The organism is Actinoplanes sp. NPDC026670, from assembly GCF_040638175.1.
GTDB lineage: Bacteria > Actinomycetota > Actinomycetes > Mycobacteriales > Micromonosporaceae > Actinoplanes.
The window spans coordinates 20,836-38,096 of the sequence record NZ_JBEZXU010000082.1 but is presented as its reverse complement, the minus strand read 5'-3'; the positions used below and the strand labels follow the sequence as shown (position 1 = coordinate 38,096).

Annotated in this window: 6 protein-coding genes; 1 reads left to right on the top strand and 5 read right to left on the bottom strand. The window is 67.9% G+C overall.

Annotation, left to right across the window (positions count from 1 at the left end; all coding sequences use genetic code 11):
* Window positions 1-51: 51 nt before the first annotated feature.
* Window positions 52-1,365, bottom strand: a complete 1,314-nt coding sequence (locus AB0E94_RS45855; protein ID WP_360340681.1) for an extracellular solute-binding protein — start codon at window positions 1,363-1,365, stop codon at window positions 52-54.
* Between the two features lie 209 nt (window positions 1,366-1,574).
* Here AB0E94_RS45855 and AB0E94_RS45850 point away from each other — a divergent pair, with 209 nt between their 5' ends.
* Window positions 1,575-3,833 (top strand): beta-galactosidase, encoded by a 2,259-nt coding sequence (locus AB0E94_RS45850; protein ID WP_360340678.1) that lies wholly within the window; start codon window positions 1,575-1,577, stop codon window positions 3,831-3,833.
* 63 nt (window positions 3,834-3,896) lie between these two features.
* On the opposite strand, the gene AB0E94_RS45845 is transcribed toward AB0E94_RS45850, so the two are convergent.
* The 4 genes from AB0E94_RS45845 to AB0E94_RS45830 form a co-directional block, all read right to left on the bottom strand.
* Window positions 3,897-4,418: a GNAT family N-acetyltransferase gene (locus AB0E94_RS45845; protein ID WP_360340675.1), complete on the bottom strand. Its 522-nt coding sequence runs from the start codon at window positions 4,416-4,418 to the stop codon at window positions 3,897-3,899.
* Entirely contained in the window at window positions 4,415-4,717 is a 303-nt protein-coding gene (locus AB0E94_RS45840; RefSeq protein WP_360340672.1) for a DUF1778 domain-containing protein, read from the bottom strand. The genes AB0E94_RS45845 and AB0E94_RS45840 overlap by 4 nt, the downstream gene beginning before the upstream one ends.
* 337 nt (window positions 4,718-5,054) lie before the next feature.
* Window positions 5,055-5,294, bottom strand: coding sequence for a YrhB domain-containing protein (locus AB0E94_RS45835; RefSeq protein WP_360340669.1), 240 nt, complete (start codon window positions 5,292-5,294; stop codon window positions 5,055-5,057).
* Window positions 5,291-16,786, bottom strand: a complete 11,496-nt coding sequence (locus AB0E94_RS45830; protein WP_360340666.1) for a ricin-type beta-trefoil lectin domain protein — start codon at window positions 16,784-16,786, stop codon at window positions 5,291-5,293. The genes AB0E94_RS45835 and AB0E94_RS45830 overlap by 4 nt, the downstream gene beginning before the upstream one ends.
* Window positions 16,787-17,261 lie beyond the last annotated feature (475 nt).

The window sequence follows — 17,261 nt, the reverse complement described above, 5'->3', positions numbered from 1 at the left end:
CTTTCCGAACGATCCGGGCGGGCCAGGGGGCCGCCCGCCCGGAACTCGCACTCATCCGGTGACGGTGAACCCGGTGTTCTTCATGTCGTCGACGGTGGTCTTCTGCATGGTGACCAGCGACTCGGTGAAGGCGGAGGCCTTCTTCGACTCGGCGGCCTTGCCGAAGGCGTCGTTGAACGCGCTGTAGGCGACGTTCACGTTCGGACCGTAGGTGAACGGCTTCATCGCCTTGGACGCCTCGGCGGCGATCGTGTAGAAGTCGGGCTGGTCGGCGAAGAAGGACGGCGGGCTGGTCAGGATGCTCGTCGACTCGTTCGCGGCCGGGTAGACGAAGGCCTCGGTGGCGAGCAGCTTGAGCGCCTCGGGGTCGCTGTTCAGCCACGACACGAACTGGGCGGCCTGCTTCTTGTGCTTGGTCTGGGTGGTCACGCTGGTGGCCGAGCCGCCCCACGCGCCGGTCGCCGGAGCCGCCGCGTCCCACTGCGGCATGATGGCGGCCTTCCACTTGCCCTTGGTGTCCTTGGCCGAGCCGTCCAGGACGCCGGGCGCCCAGACCGCGCTGACCCAGCCGACCTGGGTGCCGTCGTTGAGGGCGGCGTTCCACTCCGGGGTGTACATCGGCTTGTTGTCGATGACGCCCTTCTCGACCAGTCCACCCCAGTACGCCGCGACCTTCTGCGTGGCGGCGTCGTTGATGTTGACGGTCCAGGCGTCCCCGTTCACGCCCCACCAGGAGGCGCCGGCCTGCTGGGCGAGACCGGTGAACAGGCCCGCGTCGGTCGCCGAGAAGGTGCCCAGGTACTGCTTCGGGTCCGCCTTGTGGATCTTCTCAGCGGCGGCGGCGTAGTCGTCCCAGGTCTTCGGGGCGGCGAGGCCGTTCTTCTCGAAGACGTCGGAGCGGTAGAAGAACATCAGCGGGCCGGAGTCCTGCGGGACGCCGTAGACGGCGTCGGAGCCCAGGGTCACGCCGTTCCAGATGCCGGCCGGGAACTTGTCCTTGACCGAGCCGACCTCGGCGGAGATGTCGGCGATCGCGTCCGAGGAGACCAGGGTGGGGATCTTCTGGTACTCGGCCTGCATGATGTCCGGCGCGCCGGAGCCGGCCTTGATCGCGGTCAGCAGCTTGGTGACGGCCGGGTCGCCGCCGTCCTGCTTGTTGACGGTCACCTGGATGTTCGGGTTCTTGGCGTTCCAGGCGGCGGCGACCTTGTCCATGTTCGGCGCCCAGGTCCAGTAGGTCAGGGCGACCTTCTCGTTCGGGTCGCTCTGGTTCTCCGTGCCGGAGTCCGAGCTGCTGCACGCGGTGGTGGTGAAAAGGGCCGCTGCGGTCAGAGCCGCCATGAGCGGGGCGAATTTAATCTTCATCGATCCTCCTTGATCGGCTTGGCCGGGATACGGAAGCCGGGGACGGGGACCAGCCGGGAAGCGTGTGCTCCGGTCAGCCCCTGTGACCGGTTACAGTGCTGGTGTTACGGCCTTGTGTCAAGCCCTTGCGTCCCACCCGTTACGCCTGTGTATCGTTCGGGCTCGCCGGCCTGTGACCGGTTACAGTCAACACCGCAAGGAGTGATCCCATGTTGTGGCCCGAGCCGCTCTCCGTTCGCCACCAAGCCTGGGCGACTCCGCTGCGCCGGCCGCGGATGAGCAACGACGAGGACGTGCGGCCCGGCCTCGCGCTGACCAACCGCTACCTGAGCCGCGACGGCGTTCCGGTCATCCCGGTCTCCGGCGAACTGCACTACAGCCGGGTCCCCCGCGAGCGCTGGGCGGAACGGCTGCGGCAGATGAAGGCCGGCGGCGTCACCGTGGTCGCCACCTACGTCTTCTGGCTGCACCACACCCCGCAGCGCGGCGCGACCCGCTTCGACGGCAACCTCGACGTGGCCGCGTTCGTCGACCTGGCCGTCGAGATCGGTCTCGACGTGGTGCTCCGGATCGGCCCCTGGTGCCACGGCGAGTCCCGCAACGGCGGCTTCCCCGACTGGGTGCAGCACGCCCCGGTCCGGCACCGCACCGACGACCCCGGCTACCTGGAGCTGGTCGCCGGATGGTTCGCCGAGATCGCCGCCGCGGTCGGCGACCGGTTCGGCAAGATCATCGGCATCCAGCTGGAGAACGAGCTCTACGACCAGCCACAACACCTGGTCACGCTCAAGCGCCTGGCCCGCGAGGCGGGCATGGCCGCGCCGCTCTGGACGGCCACCGCATGGGGCGGCGCCGACCTGCCCGCAGACGAGGTGCTGCCGCTGTACGGCGGTTACGGTGACGGCTTCTGGGTGGATGCCGACGCGCCCTGGGACCCGACGTTCCGCGACCACTACTTCTTCTCGCACGTGTGGGACGACGCGGGCATCGGCGCCGACGTGCGGCGCGCGCAGGCGATCGAGGCCGCATCCGGCGGCCCGCGCACCCCGTCCGACGAGTTCCCGGCCGCGACCTGCGAGCTAGGCGGCGGCATGGCCACCGCATACCACAGGCGCCCCCGCCCGGCGGCACTCGACGTGGCCGCCATCGCCCACTGCAAGATCGGCAACGGGTCGGCGTGGCAGGGCTACTACATGTACGCCGGTGGCACCAACCCCGGCCCCGACCTGCACGAATCGCACGCCACCGGATACCCCAACGACATCGCCCGGCTCGGCTACGACTTCCACGCCCCGATCGGCGAGGCCGGAACACTCGCCCCCAGCCACGCCGAACTGCGCCGCCAGCACGCGTTCCTGTCCGCTTTCGGCCACCGTCTGGCGGAGATGCCGTCCAGCCTTCCGGACGTCCGCCCGGCCGACGTCGAGGACACCAGCACCCTGCGGTGGGCGCTGCGCAGCGACGGAGAGAGCGGATTCCTGTTCCTCTCCTGGCACCAGCCGCACTTCCCGCTGCCCGCCTACCGTGGCGCCCGGTTCAAGGTCGCCCTGGCCGACGGCGAGATCGAGCTGCCGTCGAAGCCCATCGACATTCCGCCGGGCACGCTGGCCCGCTGGCCGCTCAACCTCACCGCGGGCGGCACGACGGTCACCTACGCCACCGCGTCGGCGCTCACCCTGCTGCCCGGCGACGTTCCCACCCTCGTCCTGGTCGCCGAGCCCGGCATCGACGTGGAAATCGCGGTGTCCGGAAACGTTCAGATCCTGACGCCGGGCCTGACCCCGGTCCGTTTCGGCGGCCTCGACGTGCTCGTCCTCCCGGCCTCGGCGGCCGGTTCGGCCTGGGTCACCGAGGACGGCGACCGCCGCCTGCTGCTCACCGACGACGAACTGCAATGGGACGCGGCCGGCACCCTCACCGTCAAGGCTTCCAAACCCGCAGCTGTACGGCTGTACGACCGCACAACCGCAGCCTTCACCGAGCTGGCCGTTCCCCAGTCCACGGCGCCGGAGCTCCAGCCGGTGACCGTCGAGCAGTTGCGCCCGGCCGCCCCCACGGTCCCGGTCAGCTACGGCAAACACGACGGCCGCCCGTCCGCGCCCGCCCCGGAGACACTGGACGAGCTGGCCGCCGTCTACCGCCTGCACCTGCCGGATTTCGCCGCCGACCCGTCCCGGGACCCGCTGCTGCACATCACGTGGGCCGGCGACATCGGCGAACTCCGCATCGACGGCCACACGGTGACCGACCGCTACTGGGACGGCGCGGTGTGGACGGTCAACCTGACCGACGCCGGTTACGTCTCCGGCGCCCAGGTGACCCTGCACCTGCTGCCGCTGGCGGCCGGCTCCCCGGTGTCGGTCCCGGTGGAGGCCCGCGCCCGCCTGACCGCTTCCGAGACCCAGCTGCTCACCCTGGACTCGGTGGAGGTGGTCGCCCGCACCACCTCCACCGTCTCGACCCCCTGAGAGGGGCGGGGAGCGCGGCTCCGCCAGGGCCGCGCTCCCCTTTTCGCCATCAGGCAGCCTGCTCTACCCGGCGAGCGCCCGGCGCAGGTCCTTCATCAACAGCAGTAGGTGCATCGGGTCGGTAGGACTCGGTTCGAACTTGGCCAGGCGCAGATAGAAGTCCCGGGCCGCTTCGGTCTCGCAATGAATGAGGACTGCCCGCACACCGATGACTTCGGCTGCGGACGCTATCCGTCGCAGCGCATCGACCACCAGGGCGCGTCCAAGGCCGGCGCCCTGGGCCGTCCGGTCGACGCCGAGCCGGGTGAGGATCACCACGGGCTGGTGATAGCGCCCGGCACCCTGCCTCAACCGTGGAGAAGCGTCAGCCGGAGCGACACTGCCGGCGGCGATCGCGTAGTAGCCGAGCACTCGCCGGTCCGGGTCACTGGCGTCACCGACGACATACACCCGGGACAGTCCGGCACGGTGCGCCTGCAGGGCATGCTCGGCCAGCCAGACGGACTGGGTCGTCGAACCGCAGTCGAAGCCGGTCACCGCGTGCGCGGCCGACAACGGCTCGACCGGGGAGAAGCGCGAACTCACCGCTGCGCCTCACCCGAATGCGCCTCACCCGAATCGTCGAGGACCGTCGGAGACGTCAGCAGTTCCCGCAGGCCGCCGACCTCCTGGGCGGGCCGCTCCAACGCTTCGTCGAACGCGCGCCACGCATCTTCATCGAGCAGGAACACCCGCCGGTCAGCCAGCACGTCGGCAGCCGCGTCGGTGGCCGCCTTCAGGACGAAGGTCGAAACACTCGCACCCGCTGCCTGGCTCGCCGCCTCCAACAAAGCCTTCTGTTCGGCGTCCACCCGCAGATGCAGCCGTTCCGCCTTAGCACTCATCCTGCGAGCGTACGCACAACGTACGCCAACCGCCAACCGATTGTCGGCTGGCGCCAGCGGATCGGCAGGCCATGACCAGCTACTCGCGGTGGAGTGACATCCGCAGTGAGCACGTCGAGCGCGCCTGCGGCGAAGAGCCGGTGGAGGCGTCGCTGTCTCAGATCACCGGATTTCCGGGTTCTCAGCCGGCCATACCGCCCTACCGTAGCCCTGGTTCGGAGCAAAAGCCGCCAACGCCGCTCGGCCACAAGACCCAAAATAAGCTTCACCAAACGAATACATGTGAGTCAGGTTCCGGCCAATCATGCCGACGCGAGGCAGCAACCGCCACGATCAGCTATTTTCCAAAATTGGCCTTCCCTGTCTCCTTGTCGACGACAACGGGGGAATTGCCAGCCATCGCTTCCCGCCAGTCATGCCGATCAACATACGCTTTCCCGTCGTATGGAAAAACCCAGACATTGCCAGCGTCTCGAATAGAAGCCTCCACGATGACAATCTGGAAAGAGAATCTTTCTCTTACATTTACATCAAGGAAGGCCTCCGCAATGCTGCGAGCATCCTCAATCGTTATCAATCGCCACGGCCTTTCTGTGTGAAGGTTACAAGGAAGGACTTGTATCCGTCCTCCAGGTCTGCGACACCACCAGCCTGCCCATCCAAGAATCTGATCACCCCTCCCTGGTTCACAACATTGAACGCATGACCAGTTTCACCCGGCCCCCGAAGCCCTACGACAATACCTCGAGAGCCTTCTCCGAAGTCCTGCATTCTCTTCACGATTTCATCGAGTTTACGCTCGAGGAGCGGCCGCCCCGAGTAATTGGTTATTTCCGCAATAGAGAAGGGGCCGCCATCAGGAACTTCGGAGGCGGATTGACCGGAAAGCAGTTTGTCCGTCTCAATGGAACAACGCACACAATTCTGCATCCCACCCGATGGATTGATATCCCGGATTGAGGCCCCAACTTTCGGACACGAATCGCCGCCAACTACATTGACGAAATTCGGACCACCGACGTTGTGGACCAATACCGGCTCATCGCCAGCAATTACATAATAGGTGTGGATGTTGGCGACGGTGAGGTCGTGCATCACCTTGGCGCCGGTGTGGTTTCGGACTGCGGTGACGTACTGGAGTTGGCCGTCCGGGCCGACCAGGGTGGATTCGCCGGGGATCAGGTCTGCGGCGTTGACCCAGGTGCCGGTGGTGGCGTCCCAGAACGGGTGATGAGCGGTGGTCTCCAGCAGGGACGACTCGGTCGGGCCGCGGGTGCTGCGGTCGCCCTTGCCCTCGTTCACCGTTCGGTCGCTGTCAGCGGCCGGCCGGTCCGACACGGTGACGTCAGTCAGCTCCAGGTCACGGTTGAGATGCAGCAACGTCACCTGCCGCGCACCCGACTCACCCGTCACCGGGTCCTTCGCCTGAACCTGATCACCGACGTTGATCTCGGAGATCGGCCTGGTGCTGCCGTCGGCCATCAACACCCGGGTGTCCGGAGCGAAACTGTGCGTCTCCTCGCCCTCGCAGAACTCGGCCGCCTCACCGGCGATGTCCTCCGACGAGATCGGACGCTTCTCCTCCGGCTTGGTCTTCTCCGGCTTCGACTGCTTGTTCACCGGCGACGCCTTCGCCGGTTTCGCCTCCTTGTCCGGCTTCTTCTCCGCCGCCTGCTTCTTCGGCTCCGTCTTCGGCTTCTGCGGCTTCGCCTGCTTCGACGGCTGTGGCTTCGGTTCCGGCTTCGGCTTGGGTTTCGGCTTCGGCTTCGCGGCCGGCTTCTTTTTCTTCTTCGGCGGCTTCGGCTTCTTCGGAACCTTCTTCATCACATCGGCCAGCATCTTGCGGCCCGTGTTGATCGCATCCGACGCTCGCCGCAACGCCGACTGCGCACCGTCGATGATCCGCTTCCACATCCGGTAACCATCGAACGCGTTCTCCGCCGCCCGGATCAACGAACGACCCATCTTCAGCGCCTTCAGCGGCCCCAGCGCATTCGACGCCAGATCAGCACAGTCCCACAGACTGCCACCCAGACAACCCTCCAACGCGGTGTAACCGATGACGTCCAGCAACATCCCGACACCGACCTGCACCAGAATGTCGAACAACGACGTCTGGGACTCCCGCTCAGCCCGCAGGAACTCGGCCTCCTGCATCGCGATCTCCGTACCGATCGCCAGCATGTCCCGATCCCGCTGCTCCATCGCCGCAGCGAACAACGACAACGCGGCCTGGTACTTCTTCACCTCGCACGCGTAGTCGTACTCGCCGCACTTGCCGTCGACGGCGTTGCCCGTGGTGTCGGTGTTCGACATCGGGTCGCCCTCGGCGTACGCGAACCGGTTCGCCGCACCCGACGCCGGTGACGGGCTGTTGTTCGCCGTGTCGCGGGTGTCGAAGGCGCCGGTCTCCGGGTCGTACCAGCGCGACCACATGTTGACCCGGCCGGTCGTCTGGTCGGTCCACTCCTGCTGGTAGCCCAGCTTCCCGACCATTCCGGCCCGGGCCAGCACCTTGCCCCACGGGTCGTAGGACACCGAACCGGCCAGGGTGGCGCCGGAATCGGTGAACTCGCCGACCACATCGGTGTGGGTGTCGGTCCACGCGTAGCGCTTCGTGGCCCCGGACGCGACTGCCACCAGGCTGCCTGCGACGTCCCGGACGTAGGCGGTGCTGCCGTCGGCGGCGACGTCGTTGCCGAGGCCGGTGTACGTGACGTCGGGCTGGATCATCCGGCCCAGACCGTCGTAGGTGTACGACGACGAGCCACCGCCACGGCTGCCCTGACGGACCACCTGGTTGAACGCGTCGGTCACCGTGTCGACCGTCCGGCCACCCGTGACCGTCGACACCAGAGTGCCCCGCGCCGAGTACTGGTACGTGGCGCCGGACGAGTCGGAGACCAGCTGGTTGCGTGCGTCGTACACGAACGACTGGGTGCCGGCCTGCACCCGGTTGCCGGAGTCGTCGTAGGCGTACAGCGTCGGGGTCGTGCCGTTGTCCCAGCTGATCAGACGGTCGGCCAGGTCGTAGGTGTAGGTGTTCGTCGACGCGCCGCTGAAACCGGTCGTCGTCTTCTTGGTCAGGCTGTCGTTGAGGTTCCATTCGTAGGCGATCCGGCCCACGGTGGTGCCGGCCGAGGTCTTCAACTCGTCCGACGTGAGCTGCTGCAACCCGTTGTATCCGAGGGTGCGGACGGTGCCCGGGTAGTTGATCGCCGTGACCCGCGACATGGTGTCGTAGCTGTAGGTCATGTTCACGCCGGCGGCCGCGTTCTCCACCTTGCGCGGGCGGCCCGCCGTGTCGTAGCCGTACGACGTCGTTCCGGCGGCGTCGGTCCGGGAGGCCAGGGCGCCGTCGGAGTTGTACGTGTATGACGAGTTCCCGGAGACCCCGGTCACCGAGGTGACCAGGCCACGGTCGTCGTACCCGATGGTGTTCGTGCCGGCCGAGCCGGTGAACGACTCCATCCGGCCGACCTTGTCGTACGTCCACGTCCTGTCCACGGTGGCGACCTGCGCGCCGGCGCCGGAAGTCCTGGTGAGCCGGCCCATCACGTCGTACTCGGAGGTGACCGACACCCCGCCTGGCGAATCGGCGCGGATCATCCGGCCGGCCGCGTCGTACGACATGGTGAAGGTGCGGTCGGCGGGGTTCGCCGCGGTGGCCGGCTCGATCTGGGATTCCGGCAGGCCCCACGCGTTGTACGTGGTGATGAAGTTGTTGCCGCGCCCGTCGGTGAACCGGGTCTGGCGGCCGGACGCGTCGTAGCCGAACGACGTCGCGATCGCGTGTGATCCGTTGACCGGTTCCCGCTGCGAGATCAGCCGGCCGAGCACGTCGTACTCGAACGTCCTCGTGGTCTTCCGGGCGTCGACCACCTTGGTCGGCAGCCCGGCGACGTCATAGACCTGCGACTGGTCGCGCAGCAGCTGACCGGCCGCGGTGTACTGGGCCGACACGGTCTGCCGGCCGGCGAAGTCGTAGGTGACCGTGCTGTAGGTGCCGTCGGGCGCGGTGGTGCGGACCGCCCGGCCGGCGCCGTCGTAGGTCATCCTCGTGACGTTGCCGGCGCCGTCGGTGATCCGGGTGGGCTCACCGGCGCTGTTGTAGGCGGCCCGGGTTGCCACGCCCCCGGCCGAGGTAACCGTCGTCGGCCAGGGGCTGCCGTTCTCGTAGGAGTACGTGGTGGTGTATCCGGTGCCGGTCTGCCGTACCGCGGAGGTGCTGGTCAGGGTCCGGCCCAGGTAGTCGAAGACGGATGCGGTGGTCGCGCCGTTCGGGTCGGTGGACGACAGCAGGTCGCCGAGGTCGCTGTACTCGTAACGGGTCACACCGCCGTCCGGCGCGGTGATCGAGCTGGTGCGGCCGAGCGTGTCGTACTCGTAGGCGGTCGTCGCGCCCAGCGGGTCGGTGGTCGAGACGACTTGTCCGACCTCGTCGTATTCGACTGTCTTGGTGGCCCTGATCACCGGGCCCGAACCGGGCGCATCGTAGGCCGGGGACTCCTGCTCGGTCATCCGGCCGAGCGCGTCGTACGTGTTGACCGAGACGTTGCCGTCCGGGTCCTGCTGCTCGGTGGTCTCGCCGAAGGTGTTGTAGCCGATCAGGGACGTGGCGACCGAGGTCGTCGGGGCGCCCTCGCCCTTCACGGTGGTGATCGGTGGCGTGGTGGTCCGTACGGCCCGGCCGAGCTCGTCGTTCTTGATATAGGTGGTGTGGCCGTTGGGCCCGGTCACCGAGGTGACCGAGCCATCCGGGGTGAGACCGAAGGTGGTGCGGCTGACCTTGGCGTCCGCGGCCGGCACGGCGCCGGCAGCCAGTTGGCCGACCTCGCCCGGATTCAAAGCCTTCTGGTACGCCCGGACGTCGTCGACGAGACCGGAGAAGCCACTGATCCGCAGGTCGGTGGCGCGGTTGCTGAGCTGCTCGGTGGTGGTGATGGTGCCCTTGAGCGCGCCACCGACGTACAGCTGGGCGGTGCTCGTGCCGCCGGGCGTGGCCGCCGGGGTGACCACGGCGGTGAGGTGCTGCCAGGCCGTCGCCGCCGAGCCGCTGGTCCAGGTGCCGGCCGGCGCGGTGGTCGAGCCGTCGGCCCGGCGCGTGTTCATCGCCAGCTGCCAGGAGCCGGAGAGCTTGTCGAAGCGGATCTCGAGGGCGGGGCTGCCGATGTCGCCGCCGATCGACGCGACGGTCCGGTCGTCGGTGGTGGCGGCCAGCCTGGCCCAGAGCGACAGGGTGTACGGCCGCATCGTGTCGACAGGAGGTTGGCCGGTGATCGAGCCGGCGCCGCCGGTGAAGGAGGCCGCTCCGCCGCGCTCGGTGGACCAGGAGACCGCGCCGTCGACAGCGCCGATGTTGTTGCCTGTGGAGTCGGTCGTGGTCGAGCCACCGGTCTGGTCCATCGTCCAGCGCAGCGCCGGTGTCAGGGCGCTGCTCAGGTAGGTGGTCTGCTGGCGAGCCCGGCCCAGCCGGTCGTACGTCGCCTCGGACCGGCCGAGCACCGAGGTGTCGTCGGACAGTGTGGTGCTGACGACGTCGTCCTCGATCGAGTACTCGGTGGTGGTGATCCGCCTGGTCGTCGTGGTGGTGGCGCCGTCGGTGTCGGTCACCTCGGCGGTCGCGGTCAGGGCACGGCCGGCGGCGTCGTAGGTGGCGGTGCTCTTCGACCGGCCGTTGGCGGTGACCTGGGTGATCTTCTTGCCCGCGGCGTCGTACGAGTTCTGTTCCGTCACGTACGACTCGCCGGTCGCCGGATTCCGGCGGATCACCGACCGCAGCAGGTTGTTGTCGGTGTAGGTGTACCCGGTGACCCAGCCCATCGCGTCGGTCTCGGACGCCAGCCGGCCGGCCGGGTCGTATGCCAGCGACCGTACGGTCAGGTCCCCGCCGTCGGTCCGGCCGCTCTTCACCACGGTGTCGAGCTCGTTGCCGACCGGGTCGAAGGTGGTCTTGACCGTGCTGCCGTCGGCGTTGGTCTGCTCGGTGACCCGCCCGTACGCGTCGTACTCGAACTCGGTGACGTTGTTCTCCGCGTCGGTCTGCGACGTCCGGCGGCCGAACTGGTCGTAGCCGTAGCCGACCTTCCGGAACGCGTCTCCGCCGGAGGTGTCGGCGACCGTCTCCGAGGTGATCAGGCCGTCGGCGTTGTACTCCACAGTCGTCACGGCCCGGTGTGCGGAACCGGTGACCTCGTTCGTCACCTCCGGGTCGGTCACCGTCACGACCCGGTCCAGGCGGTCGTGCGTGTACCTGGTGGTGGGGCCGGCCTGCCCGCCGACGACCTCGATCTCCGCCGTCTTGCGGCCGAGGCCGTCGTACTCGTATCGGGTGACCACCCCGGACGGGTCCTGCTGTTCGGCCACGTCACCGTTGGGGTGGTACAGGATGGTCTGCACTCCCCCGCCGGGCTTGACCACCCGCCATGGCAGGTTCTTCGGAGCGATGCCGGCGCCGTAACCACCGCCGGTGGAGCCGGCCGTCGTGCCGTCCGTGTAGGTGATCGTCGTCTTCCGGCCCAGCGCGTCGGTCTCGCTGGTCCGGTTGCCGAGGCCGTCGTACGTGTACCGGGTGAGGTAGGTGTTGTCGGTGGCCGACGCCGACCCCTGTCCGCGGACCTCGGTCAGCCGGTCGTTGAGGATGCTCGCCGGCGGCTGGGCGGTGGTGGCGTCCGGGTAGTAGCTCGAGTAGACGGTGGAGCACAGGTTCGCGGACCTGTCCTGGCAGGTGGTGACCGCGACGACGTTGCCCCGTACGTCGTACTCGTTGATGGTCATGTTGCCGTTGGGGTCGGTGACGGTACGCAGGTGGCCCTTGCCGCTGTAGCCGTACCGGGTCGCGTTGCGCAGCGCGTCGATGTCGGCGACCTTGCGCCCGTACATCAGGTCGTTGACCGTCGTGGTCAGGTGGTTGCCCGGGCCCTCGACGGTGTACTCGATCTGGCCGGTCGGCGCCGACTTCACCGCGTCGCGGGCCTTGAACTGGTACGACACCTGCTGCTCGTCGAGCACCGAGGAGTAGAACGCCGCCTCAGCGAGGCTGCCGGTGTACACGTTGGTGTAGGAGTTGACGTCCCAGAAATTGCCGTACGAGTGGTCGACGAACCCGAGACCGAGCGCGTGGTACGGGGCCACCGGGGTGAGCTTCTTCGCGCCTGTCGACGACTGGGTCTTCACTCCGTCGACGTACAGCGTCTGGGTGTAGCCGTCGGTGGTCAGCACCGCGTGGTGCCACTTGCCGTCGTTGACCGTGTTCTTGCTGGTGAGCGCCGGGCGCCAGGTCTGCGGGCCGGTCTGGTTGCAGGTGTACAGCTGGAGGTTGGTGCCCTCGGCCTGGTAGGGGACGTCGAGGCAGAGACCGGAGTTCACGTTGACCAGTGCGCCCGTCGACGAAGCCCGCCACTGGTGTGCGGGATGGGCGGTGGCGCAGTCCCACAGTTTGATCGCCGTGCCACTGGTGGTGCCGTTGCCGTACGCCACCATGCATTTGCCGAAGGCCTGAACGGTGAAGGTGGTGTTGTCCGAGCTGGTCGGCACCAATGACCAGTTCTGCGCGGCGGTGCCGTTGCAGGTGTACGACTGGATGTCGGTGCCGTTGGCGGTCGCGCTGCCGGCGACGTCGACACATTTACCGGCGACGCCCATCGAGTTCAGCGGGCCGGTCGGTGTGCTCGACGGCGACAGCGCGCGCAGTCTGCCGTCCGACGTGATCCACAGGGTCGGGGTGTCGTACTGCCCCGGATCGGCGGTGTTGTAGCGCGTACCCATCAGGACGTTGCGGGTCTTGGTGGTGTTGAACCACAACGACACCGAACTCGGGCCGGCCGACACCAGGCCGGTGGGCAGGCCCATGTAGGCGCCGGTGCCGTTGAACGACGCCGCCTTGCCGTGGTCCGGCCCGAACGGCCCGTCCACCGAGCCGAGCTGGACCGAGTTGTAGTACGCCGTACTGCCGTTGACCTGGTTCACCGCCTCGGTGACACCGCTCTCGGCCATCCGCCAGTAGTTGGTGGGCGCACCGCCGAGGACGGCACTCTCGTACACCTTCGTCGAGCCGCCGAGGACCGGGGCCTTCGGTTTCCACACGCCGCCGTTGCCGTCGGTGAGCTCCGCTACCCGGCCGGTTCCGCCGTCGTAGCCGACTGTCGCGGTGGCGCCGCCGGAGGGCCGTACCACCTTGGTCATCGGCTGGACGGCGTCGCGGGCGGCCCACAGGGTGTCGACCACGGCCTTGTCGACGGCCGAGTCGAAGTAGGCCACCTCGGCGATCGACCCGGTGAACCGGTCGAGCCAGCCCTGGTTGCTGATCGTGTTGCCGATCGCCTGGTTCGGCCAGCCACCACCGAGGAAACCCCGGCCGAGGTACGAGTTGTACGGGCTCATGTCCTGCACGGTGACGCCGGTCTCGAAATCGACCTGCTGACCGTCGACGTACAGCTCCTGCCGGTTGCCGGACGCGGACAGCACCACGTGGTGCCAGTTGCCGTCGGCCACCGTCGCTGTGGAGGACATCGGGTTGCGGACCCGGGACGGGAACAGCTGGGTGGTGTAGCGCTTGGCGTCGCAGGTCCAGATGTGGGTGCTGCCGCCCGGCGTGACGGATTCGAGGGTGATGCAGGCGCCCGAGTTGTCGTTGACGATCTGGCCGTCGACCTGCACGTCCCACTTCTGGTTGCCCTGCGAGCTGTCGCAGGTGCCGACGACCACGTCGGTGCCGTTGGTGATGTCGTGGTCCTCGGTGTCGAGGCACTTGGTCACGCCGCCGATGGTGAACATCAGCTGCCGCTGCGACGTCCAGGCGAAGGACTGGTCGGTCGTGCCGGCACAGGCTCGCATCACGATGACGACGCCGTCGGTGGTGCTGGGCGCGGTGATGCACTGGCCGTGCCGGGCGGATTGCAGTGGGCCGATCGACGTCGCCAGTTGCGGGGCCTTCGGGAAGCCGCCCATCAGCCGGCCGTCGCTTCCGACATACAGGGTCGGGTTGTACGGCTGGTAGGTGGTGCCGGCCGCCGCGTCGGCCTCCAGCGACTGTCCGTAGAGGACACCCGGGCCGGCCGACGCGGTGGTCTTGAACCACATACTGATCGCCTGGTTACCGGCGTCACTGGCGAGCCGGGCCGGCACCTGGACGTGTGCGGACGAGCCGTTGAAGCCGGCCGCCGTCGCGGTCGATCCGGCCAGCGGACCCGGCTGGCCCAGGGTCACGTTGCTGTAGGTGCCGACGTCGGCGCCGCCGTTCTCCAGCACTGAGCTCTCGGCCTTGGCGCCGGACGTCTCGTTGAGCCGCCAGTACGAGTACGGGCGCACGTTGGCGACGGCGGTCTGGTAGGCCGAGGTCGACGCGTTGTGCTCGTAGGTATGGCACTCGCCCGAGCTCGTCGGGGGACACACCCGGGTCAGCTTTCCGCTGGTGTAGGCGTACGTCCAGGTGTTGACGGTGCCCTGGTCGCCGGCCACCGCCGGGTCGGTGGCCACCGAGGCGACGCGGTTCGGCGACGACCCGGTCCAGGCGACATCGAGGGTACGGCCGGAAGCCGCCGTGACCATGGTGATCAGGCCGCCGGTGTAGGTGAAGGTCTGCGCCTTGCCACTGACGTCCCGGATCGCCGAGATCGTGTATCGACCGGCCGCGCTGTTCTGCTTGAACTCGTAGGTGGTTCCGTCCTTCTCGGTCAGCTCGTAGCCGCTCGAGTTGATGAACCTCAGGTTGGAGGCACGCCCCGCCGGTGAGTAGAACGAGCCGTCGGCGTTACGGCCGAAGGCCACCTCGCGGCCGTTCGGGTAGGTTACGACCGCGGTGTTCACCGCTGTGCTGCCGCCGACGGTCGCCTTCTTCTCCACCACTTCGGCGTCCAGCACGCTCGACCAACCCGCGCCGAACGCCTGGTCGGTCCGTGGGTCGATGCTGTTGTACGACCGGGCGACCTCCAGCGGCGGCCCGACCGTGGCGACCATCGCGTCCCGTGCCGACGTGGTGTAGTTGCCGATCGCCGGGTCGAAGCCCTGGCCGCTGTTCTGCGACAGCGCGGAGGTGATCGCGGGCTGCGGCACCGGGGTGGTGAGCAGGTGCTTCACCGCATATTTGATGTTGTTCGCCAGGCTGTCGTCGACCTGGACGCTCCAGTAGTAGTTCTCGCCCCAGACCAGCGTCCCGGCCGGGACGGTCCACGACTTCTTCGTGATCCAGTCCGAGTTTCGCAGCTCGGTCTTGCCGTCCTTGGCGTACACGATGAACCGGTACTTCATCGTCTTCGGCCAGTTGTCCGGGTCGTTCGCGTCCGCCACCAGCTCGGGCGTCAGCGTCTGCGCCGATGCGCCGTACGCCGGATACTGCTCGTTGACCTGCGGGTCCACGTTGAAGTCGTAGGTGAGCGAGAGGTACGGGGCGTAGCTGCCGTCACCGTAGTCACGGGAGGTGAACCGCTTCCAGCCGGTCGAGTCGGTCTCCGAGGCGGTCAGCGCCAGCCCGAAGTTCGGCATGGTGCCGGAGGCCCAGCCATTGAACGTCCGGATCGGCAGCGTCACCGCACGCCAGGCGCCCTTGGACCGGTCGTTGCCGGTGTTCTCACAGGCCGGGTAGTTGTTCGCGATGGTCCACGAGGCGATCGGGGTGGTGTACGTGGGACCGGTCCACAGGTAACCGCCCTTGGACTGGATGTCGGTGCCGGTCCAGGCCGAGGTGACCCGGTGCACATAGACCGGCAGGTGGCTGGCGCAGTTGTACGACCAGGTGTGGTAGGCGACCAGCTTCGCCGACCGGACCTGCACGCCCTTGAGGTCGCCGGTGTTGAAGTTGCCGAAGTGGAGGAACGTCCGAGCCTTGGTGGTGCCGCTGTCGTAGGTGCCGACGGGCAGGTTGTCGCTGCCGGCGTGCGTGGTCGTCGCCTCGGAGTTGTCGACGAACACGTCGTTGGTGGCGGTGGTCGTCTCCGGATAGTCGACCGACGGGTCGATCCGGACCGGGTACTGCCGGGCCGGGTCGTTCAGCCACGCCGCGTCGGCGGTCACCTTCAGCGCCGGTCCGCCGTCCACGGTGACCAGGTCGTAGTGCACGCCCGCGGACTCGGCCGGCGCGCCCGACACCGGGTCGATCTTCGAGTCCTGCATCCAGCCGGCGGGCACCCGCAGGGCCACCGCACCGTCCGCTCCGAGCAGGTCCAGCGATCCGTCCGCCTGCTCACGGGCGGTCAGGCCGTCCAGCTTCATCGGGAACAGCCACTCGTTGCCGGCCGCCGGAGAGTCGATGACGATGGTCTCCTTCAGGCCGTTCCGGGTGGCCTGCAACTCCAGGTCGGTGCCCGGCAGGATGTCCTGGTAGGTGGCCTTCGAGCCGTCGACGACGGCGGTCACGTCAGCGGCCCCCGCCAAGTCGTAGGCGAACGTCTGCCCGGCCGGAGTGGTCAGCGACGCCAGTGCCTCGTCCGCCGACTCGACGCGCTGCCCGTCGCCGGCCGGTGCGGACGGCGACGCCGAGGGCTCCGGCGACACCGGGGCGGACTCGTCGGATCCGGTCGCCGCCAGGGTGAGGTCGATCGAGTTCGCGCCCGCCTCGATCCGGTCCCCGCGGGCGGTCAGGGTGGTGTCGATCGGCTGGTAGGTGCCGTCCGCCGCCTTGTAGTTGATCGGCCCGTCGTGGATCTGCCGGGTGATCGAGCCGTCCTCGTTCTCGAACTCGTCGTATGTGGCGCCCGACCGGTCCGGCCGGCGCTCGCTGGTCAGCTCGTTGAAGCTGGTCTCGTCGCCGGGCTTCGTCGGCGTGGTGAACGCCGGTGTCTCCGCGCTCGCCGGCGGCGCCGGATCGGCCACGCCCGCACCGCGGTCCGGAACCTTGCCGGCGCCACCGTCGGCGGTGGTCTCACCGCTGGACACATAGTGGTCGACGTCGCTCGCGTCGCCGGCCCGTTCCTGAACGGGCAGCCCGGTGACTGCGGCCAGCGCCGGAACCTGTAGCAGCGGCGCGAACAGTCCGGACAGGGGCCAGCCACCGTTCGACGGCACCACCTCCGGCGGCACGCCCAGCGACAAACCCACGGCAAGCGCGGTGACGACAGCAAGACGCCGCCTCATAGTGAGCCCCGTCCCCCACTAGATCTCACAGATGCTGCGGCAGCATGCGGCACGGTGATCGATATTCACAAGATCTTGATTTCCGGCCAGCTATTACGCATCCACTCCGGGTGACGGAAAATACGAGCTCAGAGCTTCATAGTGGAATTGGTCACACCTGAATCTGGGGCGATTTGCCATTCCGTGTACTTCGATGCGAAGTAGGCCAATAACCTCCCGGCGCGACAATCGTGTCGATCCTCTCGCTTGTCGCCTGAGCTGCGACTATTGGCCTGCAAGTTCTTTGTGGACGACAGATAAATTGCTCCTGTCGGCGCGGTTAACGGTCTGGAAAATTTGACTTGTCCCGCCATTTTTCAACGCCCTGGAAGGCCCGGAAAATGCCCGGAAATCTGGTGGATCTTGCAGGAAATATGCGTACGGGCAAACTGCGGTGCCCGCGCGGTGCGAACGGGCCGGCCGTCGTTCACGTACC